Annotated in this window: 26 protein-coding genes; 9 read left to right on the top strand and 17 right to left on the bottom strand. The window is 74.1% G+C overall.

The features are described 5' to 3' along the window. Window position 1: 1 nt before the first annotated feature. Window positions 2-949 carry an electron transfer flavoprotein subunit alpha/FixB family protein gene (locus tag KPL59_RS06125; protein WP_226352597.1) on the bottom strand — a complete coding sequence of 316 codons (948 nt, stop codon included), beginning with the start codon at window positions 947-949 and terminating at the stop codon, window positions 2-4. A gap of 42 nt (window positions 950-991) precedes the next feature. Continuing rightward, a complete protein-coding gene (locus KPL59_RS06120) occupies window positions 992-1,777 on the bottom strand; it encodes an electron transfer flavoprotein subunit beta/FixA family protein (RefSeq protein WP_020626655.1) in 786 nt (261 codons plus the stop codon). Between the two features lie 391 nt (window positions 1,778-2,168). On the opposite strand from KPL59_RS06120, the gene KPL59_RS06115 reads away from it, so the two are divergent. Continuing rightward, window positions 2,169-2,465, top strand: coding sequence for a hypothetical protein (locus tag KPL59_RS06115; protein WP_226360209.1), 297 nt, complete (start codon window positions 2,169-2,171; stop codon window positions 2,463-2,465). A gap of 7 nt (window positions 2,466-2,472) precedes the next feature. On the opposite strand, the gene KPL59_RS06110 is transcribed toward KPL59_RS06115, so the two are convergent. The 5 genes from KPL59_RS06110 to KPL59_RS06090 all read right to left on the bottom strand — a co-directional run bounded on the left by KPL59_RS06110 (window position 2,473) and on the right by KPL59_RS06090 (window position 9,243). After that, window positions 2,473-3,885, bottom strand: a complete 1,413-nt coding sequence (locus KPL59_RS06110) for an NAD(P)/FAD-dependent oxidoreductase (RefSeq protein WP_226360208.1) — start codon at window positions 3,883-3,885, stop codon at window positions 2,473-2,475. Window positions 3,886-4,106: 221 nt separating this feature from the next. Next, window positions 4,107-4,877 carry an SDR family NAD(P)-dependent oxidoreductase gene (locus KPL59_RS06105; RefSeq protein WP_226360207.1) on the bottom strand — a complete coding sequence of 257 codons (771 nt, stop codon included), beginning with the start codon at window positions 4,875-4,877 and terminating at the stop codon, window positions 4,107-4,109. A gap of 19 nt (window positions 4,878-4,896) precedes the next feature. Beyond that, window positions 4,897-5,661: a transposase gene (locus KPL59_RS06100; protein ID WP_226359656.1), complete on the bottom strand. Its 765-nt coding sequence runs from the start codon at window positions 5,659-5,661 to the stop codon at window positions 4,897-4,899. A 200-nt stretch (window positions 5,662-5,861) separates the two neighbouring features. Continuing rightward, a complete protein-coding gene (locus tag KPL59_RS06095; protein ID WP_226360206.1) occupies window positions 5,862-7,664 on the bottom strand; it encodes a DUF3556 domain-containing protein in 1,803 nt (600 codons plus the stop codon). A gap of 133 nt (window positions 7,665-7,797) precedes the next feature. After that, on the bottom strand, window positions 7,798-9,243 hold the full coding sequence (locus KPL59_RS06090) for a class I adenylate-forming enzyme family protein (protein WP_226360205.1): 1,446 nt from the start codon (window positions 9,241-9,243) through the stop codon (window positions 7,798-7,800). 341 nt (window positions 9,244-9,584) lie between these two features. On the opposite strand from KPL59_RS06090, the gene KPL59_RS06085 reads away from it, so the two are divergent. Together KPL59_RS06085 and KPL59_RS06080 are read left to right on the top strand one after the other, a co-directional pair. Further along, window positions 9,585-11,372, top strand: a complete 1,788-nt coding sequence (locus KPL59_RS06085; RefSeq protein ID WP_226352602.1) for an acyl-CoA dehydrogenase — start codon at window positions 9,585-9,587, stop codon at window positions 11,370-11,372. Window positions 11,373-11,382: 10 nt separating this feature from the next. Beyond that, complete coding sequence (locus KPL59_RS06080) at window positions 11,383-12,603, top strand: helix-turn-helix domain-containing protein (RefSeq protein WP_226360204.1); 1,221 nt, start codon at window positions 11,383-11,385, stop codon at window positions 12,601-12,603. A gap of 27 nt (window positions 12,604-12,630) precedes the next feature. Here the strand turns inward: KPL59_RS06080 and KPL59_RS06075 are convergent, their stop codons facing one another. Together KPL59_RS06075 and KPL59_RS06070 are read right to left on the bottom strand one after the other, a co-directional pair. Then, window positions 12,631-12,837, bottom strand: coding sequence for a hypothetical protein (locus tag KPL59_RS06075; RefSeq protein WP_020625245.1), 207 nt, complete (start codon window positions 12,835-12,837; stop codon window positions 12,631-12,633). Between the two features lie 179 nt (window positions 12,838-13,016). Further along, window positions 13,017-13,241, bottom strand: a complete 225-nt coding sequence (locus KPL59_RS06070) for a hypothetical protein (RefSeq protein WP_020625244.1) — start codon at window positions 13,239-13,241, stop codon at window positions 13,017-13,019. A 152-nt stretch (window positions 13,242-13,393) separates the two neighbouring features. Here KPL59_RS06070 and KPL59_RS06065 point away from each other — a divergent pair, with 152 nt between their 5' ends. From KPL59_RS06065 to KPL59_RS06055, 3 genes are all read left to right on the top strand, one after another. Next, the gene (locus KPL59_RS06065; RefSeq protein ID WP_226360203.1) at window positions 13,394-14,143 is read left to right on the top strand and encodes a bifunctional 2-polyprenyl-6-hydroxyphenol methylase/3-demethylubiquinol 3-O-methyltransferase UbiG; all 750 of its coding nucleotides are present in this window, start codon (window positions 13,394-13,396) and stop codon (window positions 14,141-14,143) included. Continuing rightward, window positions 14,140-15,714, top strand: a complete 1,575-nt coding sequence (locus KPL59_RS06060; protein WP_226352605.1) for a 1,4-alpha-glucan branching protein domain-containing protein — start codon at window positions 14,140-14,142, stop codon at window positions 15,712-15,714. The genes KPL59_RS06065 and KPL59_RS06060 overlap by 4 nt, the downstream gene beginning before the upstream one ends. Window positions 15,715-15,894: 180 nt before the next feature. After that, window positions 15,895-17,130, top strand: a complete 1,236-nt coding sequence (locus tag KPL59_RS06055; protein WP_226352606.1) for a glycosyltransferase family 4 protein — start codon at window positions 15,895-15,897, stop codon at window positions 17,128-17,130. Window positions 17,131-17,143: 13 nt separating this feature from the next. Here the strand turns inward: KPL59_RS06055 and KPL59_RS06050 are convergent, their stop codons facing one another. Further along, window positions 17,144-17,863, bottom strand: a complete 720-nt coding sequence (locus KPL59_RS06050; protein WP_020624509.1) for an acyltransferase — start codon at window positions 17,861-17,863, stop codon at window positions 17,144-17,146. 80 nt (window positions 17,864-17,943) lie between these two features. On the opposite strand from KPL59_RS06050, the gene KPL59_RS06045 reads away from it, so the two are divergent. Both KPL59_RS06045 and KPL59_RS06040 read left to right on the top strand, forming a co-directional pair. Beyond that, window positions 17,944-18,147: a hypothetical protein gene (locus KPL59_RS06045; RefSeq protein ID WP_226352607.1), complete on the top strand. Its 204-nt coding sequence runs from the start codon at window positions 17,944-17,946 to the stop codon at window positions 18,145-18,147. Window positions 18,148-18,180: 33 nt separating this feature from the next. Continuing rightward, window positions 18,181-19,119, top strand: a complete 939-nt coding sequence (locus KPL59_RS06040) for a nucleoside hydrolase (RefSeq protein ID WP_226360202.1) — start codon at window positions 18,181-18,183, stop codon at window positions 19,117-19,119. Window positions 19,120-19,156: 37 nt separating this feature from the next. Here the strand turns inward: KPL59_RS06040 and KPL59_RS06035 are convergent, their stop codons facing one another. Continuing rightward, on the bottom strand, window positions 19,157-20,344 hold the full coding sequence (locus KPL59_RS06035; RefSeq protein ID WP_226360538.1) for a serine hydrolase: 1,188 nt from the start codon (window positions 20,342-20,344) through the stop codon (window positions 19,157-19,159). Here KPL59_RS06035 and KPL59_RS36755 point away from each other — a divergent pair. Continuing rightward, window positions 20,331-20,729, top strand: coding sequence for a hypothetical protein (locus KPL59_RS36755; protein ID WP_226360558.1), 399 nt, complete (start codon window positions 20,331-20,333; stop codon window positions 20,727-20,729). The genes KPL59_RS06035 and KPL59_RS36755 overlap by 14 nt on opposite strands. Here the strand turns inward: KPL59_RS36755 and KPL59_RS06025 are convergent. From KPL59_RS06025 to KPL59_RS06000, 6 genes are all read right to left on the bottom strand, one after another. Beyond that, a complete protein-coding gene (locus KPL59_RS06025) occupies window positions 20,666-21,166 on the bottom strand; it encodes a helix-turn-helix transcriptional regulator (RefSeq protein ID WP_020624505.1) in 501 nt (166 codons plus the stop codon). The genes KPL59_RS36755 and KPL59_RS06025 overlap by 64 nt on opposite strands. 43 nt (window positions 21,167-21,209) lie before the next feature. Continuing rightward, entirely contained in the window at window positions 21,210-21,824 is a 615-nt protein-coding gene (locus KPL59_RS36750; protein ID WP_226360201.1) for a response regulator transcription factor, read from the bottom strand. Window positions 21,825-21,959: 135 nt separating this feature from the next. Further along, complete coding sequence (locus KPL59_RS06015) at window positions 21,960-22,565, bottom strand: DedA family protein (RefSeq protein WP_020624503.1); 606 nt, start codon at window positions 22,563-22,565, stop codon at window positions 21,960-21,962. 137 nt (window positions 22,566-22,702) lie between these two features. Further along, window positions 22,703-23,356 (bottom strand): response regulator transcription factor, encoded by a 654-nt coding sequence (locus KPL59_RS06010; RefSeq protein ID WP_226360200.1) that lies wholly within the window; start codon window positions 23,354-23,356, stop codon window positions 22,703-22,705. Continuing rightward, a complete protein-coding gene (macS, locus tag KPL59_RS06005) occupies window positions 23,353-24,528 on the bottom strand; it encodes a MacS family sensor histidine kinase (protein ID WP_226360199.1) in 1,176 nt (391 codons plus the stop codon). Before macS ends, KPL59_RS06010 begins: the two co-directional genes overlap by 4 nt. Further along, window positions 24,525-25,481 (bottom strand): class I SAM-dependent methyltransferase, encoded by a 957-nt coding sequence (locus KPL59_RS06000; protein WP_226360198.1) that lies wholly within the window; start codon window positions 25,479-25,481, stop codon window positions 24,525-24,527. The genes macS and KPL59_RS06000 overlap by 4 nt, the downstream gene beginning before the upstream one ends. Between the last annotated feature and the right edge of the window lie 70 nt (window positions 25,482-25,551).

Here is a 25,551-nt window from a genome sequence, read left to right as displayed (position 1 = left end):
GTCAGCCCTTGCGCTTGGCGACTTCCTCCTGCAGCTGCGGCGCGACCTTGAACAGGTCGCCGACGATGCCGAAGTCGGCGATCTCGAAGATCGGCGCCTCCTCGTCCTTGTTCACCGCGACGATCGTCTTCGACGTCTGCATGCCGGCACGGTGCTGGATCGCGCCGGAGATGCCGAGGGCGATGTAGAGCTGCGGCGAGACCGACTTGCCGGTCTGGCCGACCTGGAACTGCGGCGGGTAGTAGCCGGAGTCCACCGCGGCACGCGAGGCGCCGACGGCGGCACCGAGGGAGTCCGCCAGGCCCTCGACGACGCTGAAGTCCTCGGCCGAGCCGACACCGCGGCCACCGGAGACGATCACCGTCGCCTCGGTCAGCTCCGGACGCGACCCGCCCTGGATCGGCTCACGGCCGGTCACGGTCGCGGCACGCCCCGACGGGGCCGGGACCTCGACGGTCTCGCGGGCACCCGCACCGGCGGCCGCGGAGATCTCGACCGAGCCCGGGCGCACCGTGATGACCGGGTGCTCGGTGTTGGCCTTCGCCTCTGCGGTGTAGGCACCACCGAAGATCGAGTGCGAGACGCCGTCGGCGGAGACGCCCACGACGTCGGACAGCAGCCCGGAGTTCGTGCGGATCGCCAGGCGGCCGGCGACCTCCTTGCCGTTGCCGGTGGCCGCGAGCAGCACGGCGGCCGGGGAGGCGGAGTTCACCAGCGACTCCAGGACCGTCGTCTCCGGGGAGAGGAAGTCGGTGGAGTCGGTCTCGGCGACGTAGATCTTCTCGGCGCCGTGCTCGGTCAGGCCGTCGGCCAGCTTGTCGGCGGTGCCCGCCGGGCCGACGACGACCGCCGACGGCTCGCCCAGCTCGCGGGCGGCGGTCAGCAGCTCGTAGGTGGTCTTCTTGATGTCGCCGTCGACGTGGTCGACGAGGACCAGAACCTCAGCCATGAATATCTCCTGTGCAGAAGTGGTGTCGGTCGTCGATCAGCGTCAGATCAGCTTCTGGCCGACCAGGAACTCGGCGATCTTCGCGCCGCCGTCGCCCTCGTCGGTGACCTTCTCGCCGGCCTGCTTCGGCGGCTTCGGCGACGCCGAGACGACCGAGGTCAGCGCGTTCGCCAGCCCGACCTCGGAGGGGTCGATCCCGGCGCCGGCCAGGTCGAGGGTCTGCACCGGCTTCTTCTTCGCCGCCATGATCCCCTTGAACGAGGGGTAGCGCGGCTCGTTCGACTTCTCCCCGACCGAGACCACCGCGGGCAGCTCGGCGGTGAGGTGGGTGACGCCCTCGTCGGTCTCCCGCTTGGCCTTCACCGTGGTGCCCTCGACGGACAGCTCGTTGGCGTGGGTCAGCGACGGCACGCCGAGCAGCTCGGCGATCATCGCCGGGACCGCACCGATCTGGCCGTCCGAGGCCGAGTTGCCCGCGATGACCAGGTCCCAGCCCTCGACGGTGCCGATCAGCTTGGTCAGCGCCTTCGCGGTCTGCACCGCGCACGAGCCGTGGATCGCGGAGTCCGACAGGTGCACCGCGGAGTCCGCGCCCATCGACAGCGCCTTGCGGATCGCGTCGGTGGCCCGGTCCGGGCCCATGCACACGACGACGACCTCGGAGCCGTCGTTCGCCTCCTTGAGCAGCAGGGCCTGCTCCACGGCGCGCTCGTTGATCTCGTCGATCACCGCCTCGGCACCCTCCCGGTCGAGGGTGTGGTCGGAGTCGGACAGCTTCCGCTCCGAGTAGGTGTCGGCCACCTGCTTCACCAGGGTCACGATCTTCATAGGACCTCTTCGACCTCCTGCCGCGGCGGCCTGCGCCCACGCGCACACCGCGTCGTCCTCTTCGCGATCCGCCCCGTCGGGGTCCGGACCGTCTCGCGTCACCGTGACGGTGCTGCGCCGCGCGCTCTCGCGAGAGCGGGGTGGGCCGCGGCGTCGCGCCCGTCGTAGCCGGTGACTCTGCCACTGGTCGTGCCGTAATGGCACGCCGTGCCACTGTGACGTTCATTGTTGCCAACGAGTAGCGCCCCGGCAAACCGGGGTCGGTCGTGACCGTACTCACGCGCGGTTCTCCTCACCTGGTGCACGCACGACGTCACACGCCGTACGCCCTGATCGGGGGTGGGGTTTCGCTACCGTCGACATCTCGCGCACTCGGCAGGAGGGAGCCGTCGTGCAGGTGACGGGGTTCGACGACCGTCTGGGGACCGGCTACGCGCTCAGCACGGGGCCGCACGCCGAATCCGACGTTGCGGGCAGCAGGACGGTGGAGCACGGCGGTATCACCGTCCGGGCCACCGAGGGTCTGGCCGCGATGCTGGAGGACGCGCTGGTCCACCGGCCCACCACCCGTCTGGGGTGGGGCGGGCCGGAGGTGCCGCTGACCCTGGAGGACACGACGCTGCTGGCGTGGCTGCGCCAGGACATCGGCGGGGTGGTGGCGGTCAGCGGGGAGCCCGAGCCCGTCTGAGCCGCCCTCAGCGGCCCAGGTGGGCGAGCGCGCGGCGCGCGGCGTGCGCGCCGCACATCCCGTGCGCACCCGGTCCGGGCGGCGTCGCGGCCGAGCAGAGGAAGTGCCCCGGCGCTCCGGTGTCGTAGGGCTGCAGCGTCGTGCGCGGCCCGAGGACCAGCTGCCGCAGGTCCTTGGCGCCGGTGAGGATGTTCCCGCCGACGAAGTTCGGGTTCCCCGCGAACGCGGCCGGGTCGGTGACCAGGGTCCCGACGACCCGCTCCCGGAAACCGGGAGCGAACCGCTCGATCTGCGCGGTGATCGCCGCGGTCGCGTCGCCGGTGTACCCGTACGGGACGTGCGCGTAGGCGTAGACCGGGTGCACGTCGCCGACCGACCGCGTCGGGTCGGCCAGGTACTGCTGCCCGACCAGTACGAACGGACGCTCCGGCATCCGGCCCGCGTGCACCTCGCGCTCGACGAGCGCGGTCTCCGCGGCCGACCCGGCGACGTGCACGGTCCCGGCCCGCCGCGCCCCGGGGGACGTCCACGGGATCCCGCCCTGCACCGCGTAGTCGACCTTGAACGCGGCCGGGCCGTACCGGAACCGCCGGTAGGCCCGCGCGGCCCGCGGCGGCAGACGGTCGCCGAGCAGCTGCGGGAGCCGGTCGGGGCCGACGTCCCACACGACGACATCCGGGTCGCCCAGCTCGTCGGCGGAGCGGACGTGCACGCCTGTCTCGATCTTCGCTCCGTGTCCGGCGAGCACCGCGGCCAGCGCGTCGGAGATAGCCCGGGAGCCGCCCTGCGCGACGCCCCAGCCGTAGCGGTGCCCCGCGGTGAGGATGCCCATCCCGATCGCGCTCGACAGCGGGCGGTTCAGCGGCCGGAACGCGTGCGCGGCCGTGCCGAGGAACAGGGCGCGGCCCCGCTCGGTGCGGAACGCCCGTGCCAGCAGCTCGGCCGGCAGGACGGTCGGCGCACCGAAGCGGGCGAGCAGCAGCGGGTGGCCCGGGAAGCGCAGCAACGGGCCCAGGAAGTCCTGGGACAGCGCGTCGTAGTTCCGGGACGGGCTGCCGAACAGCGCACGCCACAGCGGCCCGTCGGCGCCCAGGCCGGCCGCGGTGTCGGCGACGGAGCGCAGCAGGACGCCGGCGTCGCCGTCGTCGAGGGGGTGGGCGCAGTCGACCTCGGGCAGGCGCCACCGCAGCCCGTGCCGGTCCAGGCCCAGCTCGGCCAGGACCGGCGAGCCGACCGCCATCGGGTGCACCGCCGAGCAGTGGTCGACGAGCAGGCCGGGCACGATCGCCTCGACCGTGCGGGTGCCACCGCCGATCTCGTCGGCGGCCTCCAGCACGGTGACCTCGACCCCGGCCCTGGCGAGCACGGCGGCGGCGACGAGACCGTTGGGACCGGAACCGACGACCGTCGCGGTGCTCATGTGTGTTCTCCCGTTCCAGCGGACCGACAGCAGGTGGTTCCCCCGCCGTCGCAGTTGTACCCGGACCCGGTGGCACAGGACGCCCCGTCCCGGGGACGGCTCACGACCGGCCCCGTGTCCCGGCGGTGCGGGGGCCAGGTCGCGACGACGCGGGCGAGCCGATCATCGTGGCGGTCCGCCACCCCGCCACGCAGACGCGACGGGGGTTCCCGGGGGCCTCCTCAGAGCAGCGACGCATCGAGTCCGCCGTCCAGGACGAGGCCGCTCCCGGTGCAGAACCGGGACCGCTCGCTGGCGAAGAACAGCGCCGCCTCGGCGACGTCGGCGGGGGTGCCGTAGCCGCCCTGCTTCTGCGCGATGAGACCGTCGAACCCGCCGGCGGGCAGTCCGAGCGCCGCCTCGAACCCCGGCTGCGCCGCCGTCACCAGGTCGGTGTCGATGAAGCCGGGCAGCAGCGCGTTGACCCGCACGCCGTGGGGCCGGAACTCCGTCGCCGCGGTCTTGGTCAGGTTCACGACGGCGGCCTTGGCGGCGGCGTAGTGGCCGATCAGCGGCGAACCGGTGGTCGCGGTGACCGAGGCGAGGGTGACGATCGTGCCGCCGCCCGCGGCGATGATCGCCGGGGCCGCGTAGCGGATCGACAGGAAGACCCCGTCGAGGTTCACCGAGGTGACCGCGCGCCAGGCGGCGAGGTCCATCTCCAGCAGCGGCTCGGGCCGCCCGACGCCGGCGTTGGGCACCATCACGTGCAGCCCGCCGTGCCGTTCGACGGCGCGGGCCACCAGCGCCTGCACCTGCGCCTCGTCGCGCACGTCGCACGCCAGGTACGAGGCGCCCGCGATCCCGTCCGCGACCGACTTCGCGGCGGCCTCGTCGATGTCGGAGACGACGACCGTCGCGCCCTCGGCGCCGAAGCGCTCCGCGATGGCCCGTCCCAGTCCCTTGCCCGCGCCGGTCACGATCGCGACCCGGCCGTTCAGTGCGTCACCCATGAGGCTTATTCAGGCTCCGTCAGGTAAGTGTGTAGAAGATGAGTCCGATGACTGCCGAGATTGTCGTTTTAAATGTGGCGTAGGGCCGCCGGTAGTCTGTGTGGAGAACTTTCCACGTTTTGATATGGGCGATGACTCGTTCGATGGTGGCGCGTGTGTGGTTGAGGCTCTTGTTGAATGTTTTTTGCCAGTTGAGAAGTTCCCGGCCGGGTGGTTTTTTGAACGGGGTGAGCATGCCGCGCCCGATGTATCCTTTATCGCCGATCGGGGGGTATGTGGCGAGGTGGTCGAGGGCGCCGGATTGGTCGAGGCAATATAGGTCGTGTCGGGAGCCTGGGGTCGGGTCGGAGATCCACGACAGCTGCCCTTCCAGGGTGGCTGCGACCTGGACGACGACGCCGGTGGTGCGATGCTTGCCCGACCACAGACCCGGCACCGCGGCCCATGACCAGCAGGGCAGCAAGGTTCCATCGATGATGTACTGCCGATCGGCACGAAGCTCCTCTGCCGTCGGAACGACACTCCGCAGCGCCTGTGCCAGCAACGGTGTCACCCCCGTGATCGCTCGACTAACCGTCGACTGCGACACCCCATAGGTTTCCGCCAACTCCCACTGCACACGATTCCCGCGCAGATACGCCAACGTGATCACCACCGACCAGAACAACCCCAGAACCGGCGGCCAAGACAAACGTGCCTCCGTCGCGTCCCGCTGATCCTGCTCATACACTATAGCGACAAGATCCTGAATTTCATCACGCCGGAAACCAGTGGTATAGTACATACTGCGGCAGCCCGTTCATCTCGGATTGATTCGGCAAACCAATATTCGCGATGGACGGGCTGTCGCCCAACCCGACACGCCGGGCTAGATCGTTATTTCACGGGGCCTGAATAAGCCTCCATGGTGCGTTCCTTCTTCGTCGATGGGACGTCGGATGGGTCGGCGGGGCGGGCGTCGTGCTCCGCCCGCCCCGCCGGGACTCAGACCGCCGGGGCCCCGGCGGTGTCCTCGTCGGCGGCCGACCGCTGCGGGGCACGCCAGGTGACGGTCAGCGGGATGGGCCCGTTCGGCAGCCACGGCTGCTCGTTCACCGCGTCGGCCACGTTCCAGTACCCGCGCTCGACGACGCCGAGCGCCGCGTCGATCAGCTGGTAGTGCTGGACCTTCGCGTGGATCGCCTGCGACTCCACCCAGCAGACGACGAGCTCGCCCGGGGCGAAGCCGACCCGCCGCTGGACCGCGGCGATCATGTGCGCGTCGTGCAGGTGACCGTCGCCGAAGTTGAAGCCGATCAAGGAGTTGCAGGTGAACTCCGCCTCGCGCACGGTGCGGGAGTCGAGGTCGTCGAGCCGGGCCGACAGCACCGAGAACAGCCCGCGGCCCTGCGAGTGCATCGACCGCCAGGCGATCGTCTGCTGCATGGTGATCTCTGCGACGGCGGCCGGGTAGCCCATCGCCCGGAGCTGGTCGACCTGGTTCCTGGTCGGCCGGTGCGCGATCGAGTTGAGCTTCTCCTCGGCGCCGGGGGCGAAGGTCCACAGCGCCGACGCCCAGTTCCCGGCGTACTGGCGCATCGACGGGAGGAAGGACACGAGGTCCGGGCGCAGGTTGCCGAGGACCGGGAAGAACACCAGCGCGGCGACGATCACCAGGGTCAGCGCCGGGGAGGACATGTCGGTGACGCCGAAGCCGTCGCCGTTGGGGAAGCCGAGGAACAGGAACACGGCGAGGTAGCCGAACAGGATGTTCCACTCCAGCGGCACGGCCAGCGGGAACGTCGAGGTGATGAACAGGTGGAACACCACCATGAGGACCACCCCGGCCAGCGTCAGCCAGTGGTTGGTGGAGAACAGCAGCACCAGCGGGGTGATGATCTCGACGGTGGTGCCGCCGACGTGCGCCATGAACGTCGCGAGCTTCGACGGGCGGATGTCGCGCGGGAAGTCCCGGTAGTGGGCCCGCTTGACCCACTTCGACGGGACGCACGGGCTGTTGGACACCATCGGCGGGATCACGTTGGTGAAGTGCCGACCGAACTTGGACACGCCCGCCCCGACCCACACCGCGCAGATCAGCAGCTTCGCCGCGACGATCATGTCGACGAAGGGCAGGACACCGAAGAACACCATCGCCGGCAGGTACTGCTCACCGCGGGAGGCGAGGAAGATCGTCTTGTCGCGCAGGCCGCAGAGGATCAGCAGCACGATCGGCGCGACCATCAGCCACGGCGCGACCAGACCGGAGGTGTTGTCGGGCAGCACCGCCGACAGCGACGCGCTCGGCACGCCGGGCAGCACGACAGCGGTCAGCAGCGAGGCGAGCAGACCCAGGTAGAGCACGACGTCGAGCACTGTGCGGGTGTCGCCGCCGGTCCCCGGGACCGCCTTCCACGGACGCAGCCGGATGGTCCCGGGGCGGGCCCAGAACAGGATGCCACCGGTCATCGGCTTGAACTTGCCCGCGATCGGACCCCAGGAGCCCGCGACGCCGATCGCCTCCAGCAGCACCGTCCACAGCACGAGCTTCTGGTAGACGATGGGCTCGTTCCACCAGCCCGCGACGTCCCAGACAGGGCCGACGCCGGAGGTCCAGGTGATCAGGGTGGTGCCCACGAGCACGTAGAGGACCACCAGCTTGACGACGTAGGTCGTCGGGATCATCTTCGGCGATCCGAAGCCGTACTCCACCCAGTGCAGGGCGAGCGCCTTCGTGCGTTCGAACAGCGGCTTGTCGAGGAAGGTGTCGAGATCGACCGGGGGGAAGTCCCCCGTCTTGAACCCCATTGTTCATCCCCTTTCGGAGGGTGGCATGCGGTAGCCGTCCGCGGGCGTTTCCGGGCAGGTCGGCTCCCCCGCCGGACCGGGGCGGTCCGCGGGAGGTCGGTGTCGTATCGGTGTCGTGCCGGGTCGTGCCGGGTCAGCCGGTCGGGACGGCCGCCCGGCGCAGGGTGGGTTTGTCGATCTTGCCGACGGAGTTCTTCGGCAGGGCGTCCACGATCGTGATCCGGGTGGGGATCTTGATCCGGGCCAGTCGCCCCGCGCAGTGCTCGACGAGCTCCTCCGGGCTCGCGACGGCCCCGGGGAGCAGGGCCACGTGGGCGACGGGGACCTCGCCGAGGACCGGGTCGGCGGCACCGACCACGGCGGCCTCGTGCACGGCCGGGTGCGCGTAGAGCGCGTTCTCGATCTCCTTGGGGTAGAGGTTCTCCCCACCTCGGATGATCATGTCCTTGATCCGGTCGACCAGGACCAGGTAGCCGTCGTCGTCGAACCGGCCGACGTCGCCGGTGTGCAGCCAGCCGTCGCGGATCGTCTCGGCGGTGGCCCCGGGCAGGTTCAGGTAGCCGCGCATCACGTTCGGACCGGAGATCACGACCTCGCCCGGACCGTCGTCGACGAGGGTGCCGTCGGGGCCCATCAGCGCGACGGTCTGCCCCGGGAGCGGCAGTCCGACGGTGCCGGGACGGCGCGGCCCGCCGGGCGGGTTCAGGGTCGAGGCGCAGGTGCCCTCGGAGAGTCCGTACCCCTCCACCAGCGGCACGTCGAACCGGCCCTCGACACGGGCGATCAGCTCGGCGGGCATGGGCGCCGCCCCGCAGATGACCAGGCGCAGCGAGCTCGTGTCGGCCACCGCGTCGGCGGGCAGGGCGGCGAGCATGGCGTAGATCGCGGGGACCGCGGAGAAGTAGGTGGGCCGGACCCGGGCGACCACGTCGAGGAAGGTCTCCGCCCGGAACCGGCCGGCGATCGTGGTGCGCCCGCCGGCCAGGAGCGGGGACAGGACGGAGATGACGATGCCGTTGACGTGGAACAGCGGCAGGACCAGCGGGCTGTGGTCGGTGTCGTCGAGCCCGATCCCGGCGATGATCATCTCGCACATGGCGCGGACGTTGCGGTGGTCGAGCATGACGCCCTTGGGCCGCCCGGTGGTACCGCTGGTGTAGATCAGCAGGGCCAGCGCGTCGTCGTCGGTGACCGGTTCCGGCGCGGCGGCCGGGTCCCCGGCCAGCTCGGCGACGTCGAGGGTCACCAGCGGCGACGCCGCCCGTTCCCCCACCACGACGTCCGCGCCGGAGTCGGTGATCTGGTGCCCCGCCTCGTCGACGGTCAGTGCCGGGTTGACCGGGGTGACGGCGGCCCCGAGCCGCCAGGCCGCGAACAGGGTGACCACGAGCTCGACCCGGTTGGGCAGCACGACCGCGACCACGTCGCCCCGACCGGCCCCCGCGGCGTGCAGGGCGGCGGCAGCACCCGCGACGGCGTCGGCGAACGCCGCGTTGTCGAGCGCGCGGGTCTCGTCGGCGATGCACGGTCCGGTCGGCGCAGCCCGGACGCGATCCTGCGGGAGCACGGCGATGTGCATCGGGGTCCTTCCCCTCGGTGTCGGACACGGCGTCGTCGATCGACCCGCCCAAGGTAGGAGCGCCGTGTGACCGACGCCATGGGCGTGGATCACGAACCCGGCCGGGCCGGTTGTACCGAGGACACAAAGCAGCGCCGGGTTCCTCGCGCTGCACCACGCGGACCGCGATCCTCGTCCGGGACGGACGTGCCGCGGTACCCACCACGTTCCCCTCGCCGCGCGGGCCGGCGGTCGGTCACCGGTACGGTCCTGCCGCTCGACGGCGGCCCGTCCCCGACCCGCTCACCGCGCCCGACCCGCCGACCCGCCCGATCCGCCGCCCCCGACCCGAAGGAGCCGTCATGGCCGCACCGTCGCAGCTGCTGTCCCGCAGCGACCTGGACTTCCTGCTGCACGACTGGCTCGACGTCACCGCGCTGACCGCCCGTCCGCGGTTCGCCGAGCACTCCCGGGAGACCGTCGACGCCGTCCTCGACGTCTGCGCCGAGATCGCGGCCGAGCGGTTCCGCCCGCACAACAAGCGCAACGACGCCGAGGAGCCGCGCTTCGTCGACGGCCGCGTCGAGATGCACCCGGAGGTGGCACCCGCGCTGGCGGCGCTGGCCGGCACCGGCCTGCTCGGTGCCACCGCCGACGCCGACGCGGGCGGCCTGCAGCTCCCCCAGGTCGTGCACACGGCGTGCTCGGCGTGGTTCGCGGCGGCGAACATCAGCACCTTCGCCTACGCCATGCTCACCACGGCGAACGCGAACCTGCTGCTCGCGCACGGTTCCCCGGAGCAGGTGGACACCTGGGTGCGGCCGATGCTGGAGGGCCGCTTCCACGGCACGATGTGCCTGTCGGAGACCCAGGCCGGGTCGTCGCTGGCCGACATCACCACCCGCGCCGAGCCCCGCGGCGACGGCACGTACCGGATCACCGGCACCAAGATGTGGATCTCCGGCGGGGACCACGAGCTCGGCGAGAACATCGTCCACCTGGTGCTCGCGAAGATCCCCGGCGGTCCGGCGGGGGTGAAGGGCATCTCGCTGTTCGTGATGCCGAAGTTCCTGCCCGACGGGGACCGCAACGACGTCGTGCTCGCCGGGCTGAACCACAAGATGGGCTACCGCGGCACCACCAACACCGTGCTGAACTTCGGCGAGGGCGCGCACACCCCGGGCGGCGAGCCGGGAGCGGTCGGACACCTCGTCGGCGAGCCGCACACCGGGCTCGCGCAGATGTTCCACATGATGAACGAGGCCCGGGTCGGTGTCGGTGCCGGCGCGGTGGCGCTGGGCTACACCGGCCAGCTCGCCGCGGTGGAGTACGCGCGGAGCCGGCCGCAGGGCCGCCCGGTCGACGCGAAGGACCCGGCGGCGCCGCAGGTCCCGATCGTCGACCACGCCGACGTCCGGCGGATGCTGCTCGCGGGCAAGTCCTACGTGGAGGGTGGGCTGGGCCTGGTCCTGTACTGCGGGCGGCTGCTCGACGACCAGCGCACCGCCGAGGACCCGGCCGACCGCGAGCGGGCCGGGCTGCTGCTCGACGTGCTCACCCCGATCGCGAAGAGCTGGCCGTCGCAGTGGTGCCTGGCGGCCAACGACCTGGCGATCCAGGTGCACGGCGGCTACGGCTACACCCGCGAGTACGACGTCGAGCAGCACTACCGGGACAACCGGCTCAACCCGATCCACGAGGGCACCCACGGCATCCAGGGACTGGACCTGCTCGGACGCAAGCTCGCGATGCGCGGCGGCGCCGGGCTCGACGCCCTCGACGCGGTGCTCGCCACGACCGTCGCGCGGGGCCGCGCCGCGGGCGGCGAGGCGGCCGAGCACGCCGACGCGCTCGACGCGGCCCGGGTGCGGCTGGTCGAGGTGACCCGCGCGCTGCACGCCGAACCCGACGTCGCGGCGCGGCTCGCGAACGCCTCGGTGCACCTGGAGGCGACCGGGCACGTCGTCGTCGCGTGGGTGTGGCTGGAGCAGCTGCTCGCCGCCGCCGGCCGCGACGACGACCTGGGCCGGGGCAAGCGGGCCGCCGCCCGGTACTTCTTCCGCTACGAGCTGCCGCGGACCGGGCCCTGGTTCGACCTGCTCGCGTCGCTGGACCGGACCACCGTCGACCTCGATCCGGCCTGGCTCTAGGTTCGTCGTCGTGCCCGCCGACGTCGACGAGGTCGTGGCGGCCGTCGCCCGCGACATCGAGGCCCGGCTGCCCGAGCTGACCACCGAGATGACCGACTGGTTCGTCGGGGTCATCCCGGAGTTCCGGCACGACGAGACGGTCCGGCGGCTGATGGTCGCGAGCACCGCGGCGAACCTGTCGGCGATCGTCGGGATGCTCGCGCACGCCATCCCGATGGAGCAGATCACGGTGCCGCCGGCGGCCGCCGAGTACGCCCGCCGGTTCGCCCAGTACGAGCTGTCGCTGGAGGCGCTGCTGCGCGCCTACCGGCTCGGCGAGCACATGTTCGACCAGTGGGCGATCGACGCGCTGCGCCGGCTGGACCGGCCGGGTCCCGACCCGCTCACCGTCCTGTCCGAGCTGACCGGCCGCACCAACCGCTACATCGACCAGGTCATCGGAGGCCTGATCGACATCTACGAGACCGAGCGACGGCGGTGGAGCACGCGTTCCGGCGCCGACATCGCCGCGCGGGTGCGGATGGTCCTGGAGACCGAACCGCTGAGCGAGGCCGCCGCCCGCGAGCTGCTCGGGATCCCGGTCGGGGGCTGGCACCGGGCCGCGGTGCTGTGGGCGCCCGGGGCGGCGGGCGAGCCGGTCGACGACGCCGTCCTCCAGGCCGGGGCACGGCTGCTCGGCGAGGCGTCGAGCCGGCCACCGCTGACCGTGCTCGCCGACAGCCGCACCCTGTGGGCCTGGCACAGCGCGCCCGACGTGCCCCCGCTCGACGTCGCACTGCTGCGGGACCGGCTGCCCGGGCACCTGCGCCTCGCGCTCGGCGGAGCGGGCCGGGGCCTGGCCGGGTTCCGCGGGTCACTGGCGGAGGCCGTCCGGGCGCGGGCGGTCGCCGAGACCGACGAGGCCCGCCCGGCGGTCACCGACTTCGACGAGGTCGCGGTCGCCGCGCTGCTGACCGACCGGTCCGACGAGCTGCGCCGCTGGGTGGACCGGGTGTTGGCCGGGCTGACCTGCGAGGAGCCGGGCGTGGACCAGCTCCGGGCGACGCTGCGGGTCTTCTTGGCCGAGGGCGGCAGCTACACCCGGGCCGCGGCCCGGCTGCACCTGCACAAGAACACCGTGCACTACCGGGTGCGCAAGGCCGAGGAGCTGCTCGGACGCCCGGTCGGGAAGGACCGGCTGCAGGTCGAGGTGGCGCTGCTGGCGGCCTCGCTGCTGCGGGGACGGCTGTAGGACTCAGCCGACGGACGGCTGTAGGGCTCAGCCGACGCGGCGGCCGGGCGGGGGCTCGGCGTCGGCGCGGTCCTCCTCGGGCACGACCATCGACAGCACCTCGCCGAGGGCCTCGTCGTCCATCGCGCGCGGCTCGACCGGCTCGTCACCGAGCACGCCCGACACCACCCAGGAACCGGACCGCCCGGTGATGGTGAGCGACAGCGTCTCGTTCTCGTCCGCCGGGTCGTTCATCCTGGGCTCCTCTCGGCACGACGCCGTGGGCGTCACCCGACCCGCACGGCCGGGGGAAGGGCGGATACCCGTCAGTGGACAGGCGGTACCCGTCCGGGAGCGACCGCACGGCGACCGGCACGAACCGTGCGCCGACCGCGAACCGGACGTGCGCGACCCGACTGAGGCCCTAGTGCGGCTCAGCCCGGGTGCCGACGACCGGGCGCGGGGGCCGGGTACGCGGGGCCGTGCGCGGCCGACGGTGGGACCGGCAGCATCGCCCACAGCATCTCGGCGAGGGCGCCGTCGTCCAAGCCCTTGAGCGGCAGCGGTTCCCGGCCGAGCACACCCGACACGAGCCAGGATCCGCTACGGCCGGTGATGGTCAGCGTCACCGTGTCCTCGTCGGTCGCGATGTCGGTCATGGGTCTCCCTCCGTCGTGCCTGGCAGGTCCTGCGTCGGGCTCCACGTCTCCAGACGTCCGCGGTGACGCTGCGTTGCCCCGCGTCGACGAGCGGTAGCGCACGCGAGGGGACCGGTGGGAGGTCTCACCGACGGGCGTGGTGAAGTCGGAGGGTGACCAGCAGCCTGCCCCTCACCGGGGAGCGCACCGTCCCGGGCATCAGCCACGAGAACTACTGGTTCCGCCGCCACGAGGTGGTCTACGCGGCCATCGCCGCCGACTGCTCGGGCGGCGTCGTGCTGGAGGCCGGATGCGGCGAGGGCTACGGCGCCGACCTGCTCGCCGGGACCGCCCGCGCGGTGCTGGCGCTGGACTACGACGTGGCGACCGTCGCCCACGTCCGGGCCCGCTACCCGCGGGTCGGCGTGGCCCGGGCCAACCTGGTGGCGCTGCCGGTGCCCGACTGGAGCGTCGACGTCGTCGTGTCGTTGCAGGTCATCGAGCACCTGTGGGAGCAGGAGCGGTTCCTGCGCGAGTGCCTGCGGGTGCTGCGTCCCAGCGGGAGGCTGATGGTGTCCACGCCGAACCGGATCACCTTCTCCCCCGGCCGCGACACCCCGCTCAACCCGTTCCACACCCGCGAGCTCGACCCGCGCGAGCTGGCCGGGCTGGTCACCGACGCCGGGTTCGGCCGGGTCGTGGTCCAGGGGCTGCACCACGGTCCGCGGTTGCGCGAGCTCGACGCCCGCCACGGCGGCCTGATCGAGGCGCAGACCGCGCTGGCGCTGTCCGGGCAGCCGTGGCCGCAGGCGCTCGCCGTCGACGTCGCCGGCGTGCGGTGCTCGGACTTCGTGCTGCGCACCGGCGACCAGACCGACCTCGACGCCTCGCTCGACCTGCTGGTCACGGCGACCCGGCCGTGAGCGGCACGCCCGTCGGGACGTTCTGCCTGGTCCTGCACTCGCACCTGCCACTGCTGGCCCGGCACGGCCGGTGGCCGGTCGGCGAGGAGTGGCTCTACCAGTCCTGGGCGCACTCCTACCTGCCCGTCGTCGCGACGCTGCGCGAGCTGGCCGACGAGGGCCGCACCGGGCTCGCCACCCTCGGGGTGACGCCGGTCCTGGCCGCCCAGCTCGACGACCCGCACTGCCTGCGCGGGGTGCACGACTGGCTCGGCGGGTGGACGCTGCGCGCGCACTCGGCGGCGGGCCGGCTGCCCGACCTGGCCGCGCACGAGCACCGGGTGTCGACGGCGGCGACGGCGGAGTTCGAGCGGCACTGGCGCCACGGCGGGTCGCCCGCGCTGCGCGGGCTGCGCGACTCCGGCGCCGTCGAGCTGCTGGGCGGGCCGGCCGCGCACCCGTTCCAGCCGCTGCTCGACCCGCGGGTCCGGGCGTTCTCGCTGCGTGCCGGGCTCGACGACCATGCGCTCCGCCTGGGTGCCCGACCGGCCGGGATCTGGGCGCCCGAGTGCGGCTTCGCGCCCGGGATGGAGCACGACTATGCGGCCGCCGGGGTGCACCGCTTCCTCGTCGACGGCCCCGCACTGCGCGGTGACACCGCGTTCGCCCGGCCGGTGGGGACCTCCGACGTCGTGTGCGTCGGCCGCGACCTGGAGATCACTTACCGGGTGTGGTCGCCCCGCAAGGGCTACCCCGGCTCGGCCGAGTACCGCGACTTCCACACCTGGGACCACGACTCCGGCCTCAAACCGGCGCGGGTCACCGGACGGCGGGTGCCGACCGGGCGCAAGAAGCCCTACGACCCCGCGCTCGCCGCCCGCGCGGTCTCCCGCGACGCCGACGACTTCGTCGACACCGTCGTCGCGCGGCTGAGGGCGCTGCGCGCCGAGCGCGGCCGCCCGGCGCTGACCGTCGCCGCGTTCGACACCGAGCTGTTCGGGCACTGGTGGCACGAGGGACCGGCGTGGCTGGCCGCCGTGCTCCGCTGGCTGCCCGAGGCGGGTGTCGCCGTGCGCACCCTCGGCGACGCCGTCGACGACGGTCTGGTCGGCGACCCGGTCGACCTCCGGGAGTCGTCCTGGGGCTCGGGCAAGGACTGGCGGGTCTGGGCCGGGCCGCAGGTCGCCGACCTGGTCGCGACGAACGCCGCCGTCCAGTCCGACCTGCTCGCCGCCCCCCGCCCCGGGCCCGTCCGGGATCCGCTGGCCGACCTGCTCGCCGACCAGGCGTTGCACGCCCTGTCCAGCGACTGGGCGTTCATGGTCAGCAAGGACTCCGCCGCCGGGTACGCCCGCTCGCGCGCCGCCCTGCACGCCGGGCGGGTGGCGGAGCTGTCCGGCCTGCTGCGCGCCGGTCGGCGGCGGGCCGCTCGGCGCCGGGTCGCGACCTGGGTGGACGCGCCGCTGCCGACCTTCGGGCACGTGGACGCGCGGGACCTGAGCGGACACGCCGCTGCCACCCTGCCACCGGCCTCCGGACACGTGGACGCGGGACCTGGGGCGGGTCTGACCGCGAACTCGCTTACCCGGTAAGCGAATACGGCGAGGTGGGTGTCCGTGGGCCACCGACCCCGGGCGCCGGGCTCGCCACCCCGCCGGGCACCGGGTCCACCGCCCCGCCGGGCGCGGCGGGGGCCGCGGGGTCGCGGGGCCCAGCGCGGTGGACGACGCCCCGGGGGTTACCACCGGTCCGGCGTTTGCCAGGATCGGGCGATGCGGGTGCTGATGGTCAGCTGGGAGTTCCCGCCGGTCGTCGTCGGCGGGCTGGGTCGGCACGTGCACGCGCTGTCCCGCGAGCTCGTCGCGGCCGGGCACGAGGTCGTCGTGCTGTCCCGGGCCCCCACCGGCACCGACGCCGAGACCCATCCGACCCGCGCCGAGACCGTCGACGGGGTCCGGGTGCTGCGCGTGGCCGAGGACCCGCCGGAGCTCGAGTTCGCCAGCGACCTGGTCGCATGGACGCTCGCGATGGGGCACGCGATGCTGCGCCACGCCCTGACAACGCTGCTGCCGGGCTGGCGGCCGGACGTCGTGCACGCCCACGACTGGCTCGTCGCGCATCCGTCGATCGCGCTCGCCGACGTCCTCGGCGTCCCACTGGTCGCGACCGTGCACGCCACCGAGGCCGGCCGGCACTCCGGCTGGCTGCCGGGCCCGCTGAACCGGCAGGTGCACTCCACCGAGTGGTGGCTCGCCCAGCGCGCGGACGAGGTCATCACCTGCTCCGCCGCGATGCGCACCGAGGTCTCGGCACTGCACGACCTCGACCCGGCCGCCGTCCACGTGGTGCACAACGGCATCGACCCGCGTCGCTGGCGGTCCCGCGCCGCCGCGGCCCCGGCGGGCGACGGGCCGCGGATCGTCTACGTCGGACGCCTGGAGTACGAGAAGGGCGTCCAGGACCTGATCGCGGCGCTCCCCAGGATCCGGCGGCGGCACCGCGGGACCCGGCTGCTCGTCGCCGGGACCGGGACCCAGCAGGACATGCTGGTCGAGCGCGCCGCGCAGCACCGGGTGACGCGCTCGGTGACCTTTCTCGGGCACCTGCCCGACGGCGAGCTGACCGCCCTGCTGCGCGGTGCGGACGCCGTGGTGCTGCCGAGCCGCTACGAGCCGTTCGGGATCGTGGCGCTGGAGGCCGCAGCGGTGGGCGCGACGCTCGTCGCCTCGACCGCGGGCGGGCTCGGCGAGCTGGTCCGCGACGGCGAGACCGGTCTCGGGTTCGCCCCCGGCGACGTCCCCGGGATCGCCGACGCCGTGGACCGCGCGCTCGCCGACCCGGCCGCGGCCCGCCGCCGGGCCCGCGCCGCCCGGGCCCGGCTGCGCACCGACTTCGCCTGGCCGGTGATCGCCGGGCACACCGCGCGCATCTACGCCGGTGCCACCGCGGCCGGGCCGCGGGAGCTCCCCCGCCCGAAGATCCCCACCGGGAACCTGTTCGACACCTGAGCCCGCGGGGTGCTCAGGCCCGGTCCAGCCGGGCCTGCAGGGCCCGGTCGGCCTTGCGGGCCATGTCGGCGACGGCGGCACGCTCGGCGGCCGCGGCCTCGTAGTCGGCCCGCCGGTCCCGCACCACCCGCGCCGGGGTCCCGACGGCGATCGACTCCGCGGGGATGTCCCCCCGCGCGACCGCGTGCGCCCCGAGCACGCTCCCCGGGCCGATCCGGGTGCCGCGCAGCACCGAGGTCTTCACCCCGAGCCAGCAGCCCTCGCCGATCCGGACCGGCGACTTCACGATGCCCTGGTCCTTGATCGGGCGCCGGACGTCGTCGGTGCGATGGTCGAAGTCGGTGACGTAGACCCAGTCGGCGACCAGCGTCGTCGCGCCGATCTCGACGTCGAGGTAGCAGTTGACGGTGTTGTCGCGGCCGAACACGACCTTGTCGCCGATCCGCATCGAGCCCTCGTGGCAGCGCAGGGCGGTGCCGTCGCCGATGTGCACCCACCGGCCGATCTCGAGCCGCCCGAACCCGGGGCGGGCCTCGATCGTGACGTCCTTGCCCAGGAACACCATGCCGCGCAGCACGACGTGCGGGTGCCGCAGCCGCAGCTTCGCCAGCCGCCAGTACCGCCGCAGGTACCAGGGGCCGTACGCGCGGTGGCGCAGGATCCAGCGCAGCGAGGTGAGGCTGAACAGCTTCGCCTGCTCCGGGTCGGCGTCGGGGATCGGCGGACGTCGCACCCGCCAGACACTAGGCGTGTGCACCCCTGCGGCGACGGGTACCTCCCGAGGACCGCGATCCCCACCCGAGAGGCCAGCCCGTGAGCGACCACCGCCAGCCCGACGACGGCACCGACGTCGGTACCGACGAACTGACCTCCGGAGGCGGCGGCACCTCCCGCGTCGACGCCGACAAGGCGGGCAACCCCCGCCCCGCCGTGATGACCGACGACTCCGGGGCCACCGGAGCGGCCGCCCGCGAGGTCGACGCCGAGCACGAGGACGAGCCCACCCGGAGCGAGTGACCGCCCGGGCGGGCCGGTCGTAGGCTCGCCGGTGTGCCCCGTCCGTTGATCATCTCGACCGACCCCGGTGTCGACGACGCCGTCGCGCTCGTCCTCGCCCTGCGCAGTCCCGAGGTGGACGTCCGGGCCGTCGTCGCCACGTTCGGCAACGTCGGCCTGGACGCCACGCTGCCCAACGCGGGACGGCTGCTCGCCCTCGCCGGGCGGCCGGACGTCCCCCTGGGGGTCGGGGCCGCCCGCCCGCTGGTGCACCGGCGCGAACAGCGGGCCGGGCACGTGCACGGCTCCGACGGGCTCGGCGGGCGCGCCGCGGCGCTGCCGGAGCCGGTCGCGCCGGTGGCCGGGTCCGGGGTCGCGCTGATGGCACGGGTGCTCGAGGAGGCGACCGAACCGGTCACGATCGCCTCGATCGGCCCGCTGACCGACACCGCGATCCTGCTGGCCGCCCGTCCCGACCTGGCGGGGCGGATCGAGCGGGTCGTCGTCATGGGCGGGGCGATCGGCGGCGGGAACGTCACCGCCGCGGCCGAGTTCAACGTCCACGCCGACTCGGAGGCCGCGCACCGCGTCCTCGCCCAGGACCCCGGCGCGGGCTCCGTGCCGGTCGCGCTGGTGCCGCTGGGGACCACGCTGGGCTGTGCCGCGGGCCCGGAGTGGGTCGCCGCACTGGGCGACGCCGATCCGGTCGGCGCCGAGCTGGCCGCGATGATCGCCCCGTACATGCGGTTCTACCGGGGCCGCTACGGCCGCGACGCCGTCGCCCTGCACGACGCGACGGCGCTGCTGGAGTGCGTCGCGCCCGGGTCGCTGGCCCCGACGCCCACGGCGCTGACCGTGGAGACCGGCTTCGGGCCGGCCCGTGGGGCGACGGTGCCCGCCGAGCCGGGCACCCGGCCGGTGGACGTGCTGTCCGCGCCCGACGTGCCCGCCGTGCTCGACGCGGCACTGGCCCGGCTCACCGCACGTCGGTAGCCGGCGCGGGCGCCGCTCCCGCGAGCCTCGCGGGGCCTCAGCCCGCCCACACCGCCACGGCGACCAGCGCCGCCGAGAGCACGAGTCCCGCCCAGGCCGTGACGGAGCGCCCGGGCGGGCGCAGCGGCAGGTCGCGGCCCCGCAGCACGGCGATGACCAGCGCGGCCGCGGCCGGGGCGAGGACGAGGCCCCACAGCCAGCCCCCGACCGAGGCCCACGGCCCCCGGTTCCACAGCAGCACCAGCCCGAACACCGCGGTCAGCAGGCCGTCGGCGATCGGCAGCAGGGCCACCTCCCGCACCGCGCGGCGCAGCGCGAGCAGCGAGAACAGTGCCGCGGCCGCGACCGGCGCCCAGGCGAGGAGGCCCGCGCCGCCGTCGGACGGGGGTGTGCCGAACAGCAGGGTGCCGGCGACCGGTTCGACCCCGGCGGTGGTGTCGCCGAGCACGACCACGGCCCGGCCGCCGTCGCGGTCGAGGGCGACCATGCTGCTGAACCCGGCGGTGCCGCCGTTGTGCCAGACGTAGGGGTGCCGGGCGCCGTCGGAGCCGGTGGCCTCGCTGGTGACCCAGATCCAGCCGATCGACGTACCGGGCCCGTCCTGCGCGGTCGGGGTCAGCGCGGCGGTCCCCGGTGCCACGCCGGTGAGCTGGGCCGCGGCCCAGCGTGCGAGGTCCTCGACGGTCGAGAACGTGGAGCTCCCGGCGGGCAGGTAGCCCTCGCCGACCCAGCGCGGCGCGGGGCGCCCGTTGTCGCGGTGTCCGGGGACCGCGGTGTCCGGGACCTGCGCGTCGGTGGCGCCGAAGGTCGTCGTGGTCATGCCGAGGGGACCGGTGATCCGGTCGGCGACCAGCTGCGGGTAGCCGTCGGCGCCCGCGGCGCGGACGAGCGCCGTCCCCAGCAGCGCGACGCCGAAGTTGGAGTACGTGGGCGGCTGCTGCGGGTCCACCGCGGCGGCGCGGGCGTCGTCGAGGAGCTGCGCGGTGGTCGTGGACGAGTACGGGTTCAGGTTCACCGTCGTGGCCAGGGCCCCGGCGGCGGCGGTCGCGCCCAGCGGCGGCAGCCCGGAGCGGTGCTGGGCGAGCGAGGCGAGGGTGACCGCGCCCGCCGGGGTGCCCGCCAGCTCCGGCAGGGCGCGCTCCAGCGGATCGTCGGGACGCACCTCGCCGCGGGTCACGGCGTCGGCGAACAACGCGGCGGTGAACGTCTTGGTGACCGAGCCGATCTCGAAGGGTGCCCCGGCGTCGGCGGGGCCGAGCCCGGCGGTGGTGACCGAGCCCGGCGGTGGTGACCGAGGTCGGCGTGACCTCGGCGACGGCGAGCGACCGGTAGCCGTCGTGTCCGCCCGCCGCGGCGCGGACCCGCTCGGCCAGGGCCGGGTCGCCGGTGGTCTGCGGGCCGAGCCGCCGGTGCTCCGGGCCGGCGACGGCGCCGACGAGCACCGCCAGCACGGCGACGACGGCGGCGACAGCGGCAACGGCCCCGGCGCGGTGCCCGGTCCCGGCGGTCGTCGAGGTGGAGGTGGTGGCGGTCATCGCGGGTCCCCTCATCGGTGCGCGGCCAGGACGGTGACCAGCAGCGGGACGACACGGGCGGCGGGCACCTCGTAGTGGCCGCGGCGGGTCGAGGCCAGCCACCCGGCGGCGACGAGCTGGCGCAGGTGGTGGTGCAGCTGCCCGGTCGTGCCGACCGAGGGTTGCTCCAGCAGCTGCGCGGTGCCGTGCACCCCGCCCAGCACGTGCTGCAGGATCGCCAGCCGTGCGGGGTGGGCGAGCGCGTCGAGGGTGCCGGCAAGCTCGGACCAGTCGGCGTCGAGCAGCGCCTCGCCGGGGCGGGCGTACTGCCAGCGGACCTCACCGGTACCGGGGACGGCGACGCTTCCCGCCATCAGCACCGCGCCGGGGCTGCGGGCCTCCAGCTCGGTCAGCGCCCAGAGGACGTCGTCCGCGGGCGCCGCGGGGGTGTCCCCGCCGGTCGGACGGAGTGCGTCCTGCAGGTCGGCGACGGCACGTTCCACGGCACGCAGCCGGGCGTCGAGATCGGTCACACCCCCAAAGTACGGAAATACGCAGAAGCGTACAAGCGATGGTTCAGGCGAGCCCGTACTCGATGGCGTGCCGGACGAGCGCCGCGCGGCCGGGCACCTCGAACTTGCGCAGCAGCCGCTGCACGTGGTTCTCGACCGTGCGCGGGGACAGCACCAGCCGGGCCGCGATCTGCTTGGCGGTGAGCCCCTCGACCACCAGCCGCAGCACCTCGGACTCGCGCGGACTGAGCTCCGGAACCGCGTGCGCGGGGGCCGCGACCGACTCCAGGACGACGTCGGCCAGCCCCGGGGAGAACGCGGGCCGCCCGGCAGCGGCCGCGGCGGCGACGGCGGCGAGCTCCCGGGGGTCCGTACTGGTCGCGACGCCGGTCGCGCCGACCCGGACCGCGTCGAGGACCCGGGCGTGGTCGGCGACCGCACCGGCGACGGCGAGCACGGCGACGGCCGGGACGCGCGCGAGCACCGCGGAGATCACCGCGGGCGCCACGCCCTCCGGGCCGGTCAGGTCGACCAGGACCAGGCCGGGCCGGACGCGGTCGACCGCGGCCGCGGCCCCCTCGGCGGGCGCGGGCGGCACGTGGGCCACGACCTCGATCCCCGGCGGCACGACCGGCCGCCCCACCGCCACCGCCGAGATCCGCTCGCCGTCCTCGTGCACGTCCTCAGCTCTCCCCGCCCCGTTCGTCCGGACGGCTCAGCTTGCCATGTGCCGCAGCGCAGGAGACCGTCCGAACGGCGCGGGACAAAGGTTCGACGCGAACGGGTCGGGCGCCCGTCGGACCGGCCGGACCGGTCAGACCGCGACGACGGGGCGGCGCAGCCGCAGCAGTGCCCTGGCCGCGGCGGCCACGGATGCGACGAGCGCCGCGAGCACGACCCCGGCGAGCACCGACATCAGCGGGTCGCCGTGCGTGATCGGTCCGACCAGGACACCGATGCCGGTCATCCAGGTGCTCCACACCAGCGCGCTGGCGACGGTCGCGGGCAGGAACGCGCGCAGCGGCAGCCGGACCCGGCCGGCCGCGGACACGCTCGCCAGCCGTCCGCCCGGCAGCAGCCGGGTCGCGACCAGCGCGGTGATCGGCCGGCGGTGCAGGTGGCGGCGGATCCAGGCACCGGTCCCGTCACCGCGACGGGTGGCCCGGACCACGGAGTGGGAGCTGCGTCCGGCGCCGTAGAGAAGCGCGTCACCGAGCAGGGAGCCGACCACCGCGGCACCGAACAGGGCCACGATCCGCCACCGGTCGCCGTCCGCCAGTGCGGCGGCCGTGGCGCTGAAGAGCACCGGCTCGCTCGGGAGGAACGGGAACGGCCCGTCGCACATCACGGCGACGGCGAGCAGGGGCACCAGCCAGGGGCTCTGGAGCAGGTACCCGATCAGCGCGCTCGGGTCGGTCACAGGCGTCTCCGGGGGTCGCGCGTCGGGGGCTGGTCCGAGTCTGCCGGGTCCCGTGACCTGTTCGTGATGGGGGTGTCCCCCGTTACCGTTTGCCGCCGCTCACCGCGGGGAACCCACCGTGCCGCTCCCGGACGGGCTCAGTCGGCGAGTCCCTGTTCGATCGCGTAGCGGACGAGCTGGCTGCGGTTGTGCAGCTGCAGCTTGCGCAGGGTGTTCTGCACGTGGCTCTCGACGGTCCGGTGCGAGACGACGAGCTTCGCCGCGATCTGCTTGGCCGTCATGCCCTTCGCGACCAGGCGCAGCACCTCGGTCTCCCGCTCGGTGAGCGCCGGGACCGACGGCGCGCCGTCGGCGAGGCGCGGGGCGTCGGCGAGCCGCCGGTACTCCCCCAGCACCAGCCCGGCCAGCCCCGGGGTGAACACGGCGACGCCGTCGGCGGTGCGCCGGATCGCCTCCAGCAGCTCCTCGACCCCGGCCGACTTCACCAGGTAGCCGAGCGCACCGGCCTTGACCGCCTCCAGGACGTCGGCGTGCTCGCCCGACGCGGACAGCACCAGCACCCGGCTGTCCGGGCTCTGCTGTCCGATCGCGGCGATCGCGTCCACGCCGGAGGTCGCGCCCAGGTTGAGGTCCATGAGGATCACGTCGGGCCGCACGGCCGTCGCGATCCGGACCGCGGCGGGCGCGTCCGGGGCCGTCGCGACGACGTCGAGGCCGCGCTCGGCGAGGTCGCGGGCCACGCCCTCGCGCCAGATCGGGTGGTCGTCGACGACCATCACCCGGATGCTCATGTGTCCTCCCTGGGGACCCTGATGACCCATTCGGTTCCGATGTCCGGTCCGGTGTCCAGCGTCAGTGTCCCGCCGATGTCGCCGACGCGGCCACGGATCGAGCGGGACACCCCCATCCGGCCCTGCGCCTCGGCCTCGGCGAGGCGGCCCTCGGGGATGCCGGGGCCGTCGTCGCGGACGCTGACCTCGACCGCCCCGGGCAGCTCCTCGACCAGCACCCAGGCGCGCGCGTCCGGGCCCGCGTGCAGTGCCACGTTCGCGAGCGCGGCCCGCACCGCGCCCTCCACCTCGTCGACGACCGGCCCGCTCAGCTCGACCGGCCGTCCGGGGGCCGAGACGGTGACCCGGTCCGAGGCGAGGATCCGCAACGCGGCGGCGAGGTCGCGGCGCCCGGACGCGTCGGTGGTCCCCGACCCGGACAGCAGCGCGCGCAGCGCGGTCTCCTGCTCCCCGGCGAGCACACCCAGCTCGGTCGCCCCGCCGCCCAGCTCCGCACCGCGGCGCTGGACATGCGCCAGCACCTGCAGGACGCCGTCGTGCACGGCCCGGGTGAGCCGCTCGCGTTCGGCGGTCGCGGCCTGTTCGGCGACGAGGCGGCGCAGCCGGGCGGCGGTGCGCTCCAGCACGTGCGCGGCGAACCCGACGGTCAGACCGGCCAGCAGGAGCAGCTGCATGTCGCCCAGCTCCAGCACCCCGAACCGCTGCTTGGACAGCACCAGCGCCACCGAGATCACGGCGGCGGCGAGCACGCCGCCGGTGATCCGGAACGCGACCGCGCAGGCCAGCACCGCACCGGAGGTCCAGATCGACCCCATGCCGGGGCCGCCCTCGTCGAGGTGGGCGACGCGCACGACCAGCGGGGTCGTCGCCATGACCGCGACGCAGACACCGAGGTCGGCCAGCGCCAGCAGGCCGCGGCGGTCCGGGGCGCCGGGCAGCCCGCCGAGGTAGCCCCACGACGTCACGGCCGTCCACACCACCATCACGCCGAGCACGGCGACCGCGGCCAGCGGGCGCTCGTAGCCGGTGCGCAGGTGGTAGAGCGTCACGCCGACGACGGTCAGCAGGGTCAGCAGGCGGTAGGCGATGACGCCGCGCCAGAACGGCTCCAGCGGGTGCTCCACGTCGTCGAGTCTGACGGCGAGGGCGCCCCGGCGGGGCCGAACGCTCATCTCGGCTTCGTCCCGGTGATCAGCGCGTTGTAGAACCAGCTGCGCGGCACGACGTGGGTGAGCAGGTGCTCGTCGAGCCAGGACAGCCGCTGCCAGCCGTGGTAGGCGAACATCGCCCAGTTCCACCCGAGTCGCCCGGGCGGGACGGCGGCCTCGAAGGTCCGCACCGGCCAGCCGAGCATGGCCGCGGCGAACTCCTCGGTGTGCGCGGCGACGCCCTCGGCACCGGCCCGGCGGGCGGTGGCCTCCAGCACGGCCGGGTCGAAGGTGTGGATGTCGACGACGGACTCCAGCGCGGCGGCACGCGAGGACTCGTCGAGCTCGTGCTGCGGGCGGCGCCAGCCCCGCAGCGGGCCGAGCTTGGTCAGCGTGGTGGTGGCCTTCCAGGTCCACTGCCCGAGCGTGCGGGCGTAGGCGTCGCCGACGGTGGTCGGCTCGCCCGCGAACACGAACCGCCCGCCCGGCTCCAGCACCCGCAGGACCTCTCGGAACGCGGCCTCGACGTCGGGGATGTGGTGCAGCACCGCGTGCCCGACGACGAGGTCGAAGCTGTCGTCGGGGAAGGGGATGTGCTCGCCGTCGACGACGGCGCCCTCCACCTCCAGCCCGAGGTGCTCGGCGTTGCGGGTGGCGGCGGCGACCATGCCCGGCGAGAGGTCGGTGACGACGCCGCGGTCGGCGACGCCGGCCTGCATGAGGTTCAGCAGGAAGAACCCGGTGCCGCTGCCCAGTTCCAGGGCGCGCAGGTAGGGGCGGCCGTCCCACGGGGCCGCGGCGCGGAACCGGCCGACGGCGTAGTCGATGCAGCGCTCGTCGTAGCTGATCGACCACTTCTCGTCGTAGGTGCCCGCCTCCCAGTCGTGGTAGAGCACGTTGGCGAGCTTCGGGTCGTGCCAGGCCGCCTCGACCTGCTCGGCGGTGGCGTGCGGGGTGGGCGCCGGGTCCGAACTCATGAGTAGGAGTTTTGCAGAACGGCGCCGCCGACCCGCTCCCCGCCCGGGCGCGTCGCGCGTCCGGGCGGGG

Origin of the sequence: Pseudonocardia sp. ICBG1142 (assembly GCF_020496255.1) — a bacterium.
Lineage (GTDB): Bacteria > Actinomycetota > Actinomycetes > Mycobacteriales > Pseudonocardiaceae > Pseudonocardia.
Note: the sequence above shows the minus strand (reverse complement) of the source record. Positions and strands in the feature narration are given on the sequence as shown.

Excerpts from the sequence above, each read along its gene's own strand:
- KPL59_RS06000 (WP_226360198.1), bottom strand. The coding sequence starts at position 25,481 with ATGAGTTCGGACCCGGCGCCCACCCCGCACGCCACCGCCGAGCAGGTC.
- KPL59_RS06105 (WP_226360207.1), bottom strand. The coding sequence starts at position 4,877 with ATGGGTGACGCACTGAACGGCCGGGTCGCGATCGTGACCGGCGCGGGC.
- KPL59_RS06010 (WP_226360200.1), bottom strand. The coding sequence starts at position 23,356 with ATGAGCATCCGGGTGATGGTCGTCGACGACCACCCGATCTGGCGCGAG.
- KPL59_RS06125 (WP_226352597.1), bottom strand. The coding sequence starts at position 949 with ATGGCTGAGGTTCTGGTCCTCGTCGACCACGTCGACGGCGACATCAAG.
- KPL59_RS06090 (WP_226360205.1), bottom strand. The coding sequence starts at position 9,243 with ATGCACATCGCCGTGCTCCCGCAGGATCGCGTCCGGGCTGCGCCGACC.
- KPL59_RS06120 (WP_020626655.1), bottom strand. The coding sequence starts at position 1,777 with ATGAAGATCGTGACCCTGGTGAAGCAGGTGGCCGACACCTACTCGGAG.
- KPL59_RS06085 (WP_226352602.1), top strand. The coding sequence starts at position 9,585 with ATGGCCGCACCGTCGCAGCTGCTGTCCCGCAGCGACCTGGACTTCCTG.
- KPL59_RS06055 (WP_226352606.1), top strand. The coding sequence starts at position 15,895 with ATGCGGGTGCTGATGGTCAGCTGGGAGTTCCCGCCGGTCGTCGTCGGC.
- KPL59_RS06070 (WP_020625244.1), bottom strand. The coding sequence starts at position 13,241 with ATGACCGACATCGCGACCGACGAGGACACGGTGACGCTGACCATCACC.
- KPL59_RS06095 (WP_226360206.1), bottom strand. The coding sequence starts at position 7,664 with ATGGGGTTCAAGACGGGGGACTTCCCCCCGGTCGATCTCGACACCTTC.
- KPL59_RS06075 (WP_020625245.1), bottom strand. The coding sequence starts at position 12,837 with ATGAACGACCCGGCGGACGAGAACGAGACGCTGTCGCTCACCATCACC.
- macS (WP_226360199.1), bottom strand. The coding sequence starts at position 24,528 with ATGAGCGTTCGGCCCCGCCGGGGCGCCCTCGCCGTCAGACTCGACGAC.
- KPL59_RS06100 (WP_226359656.1), bottom strand. The coding sequence starts at position 5,661 with ATGTACTATACCACTGGTTTCCGGCGTGATGAAATTCAGGATCTTGTC.
- KPL59_RS06110 (WP_226360208.1), bottom strand. The coding sequence starts at position 3,885 with ATGAGCACCGCGACGGTCGTCGGTTCCGGTCCCAACGGTCTCGTCGCC.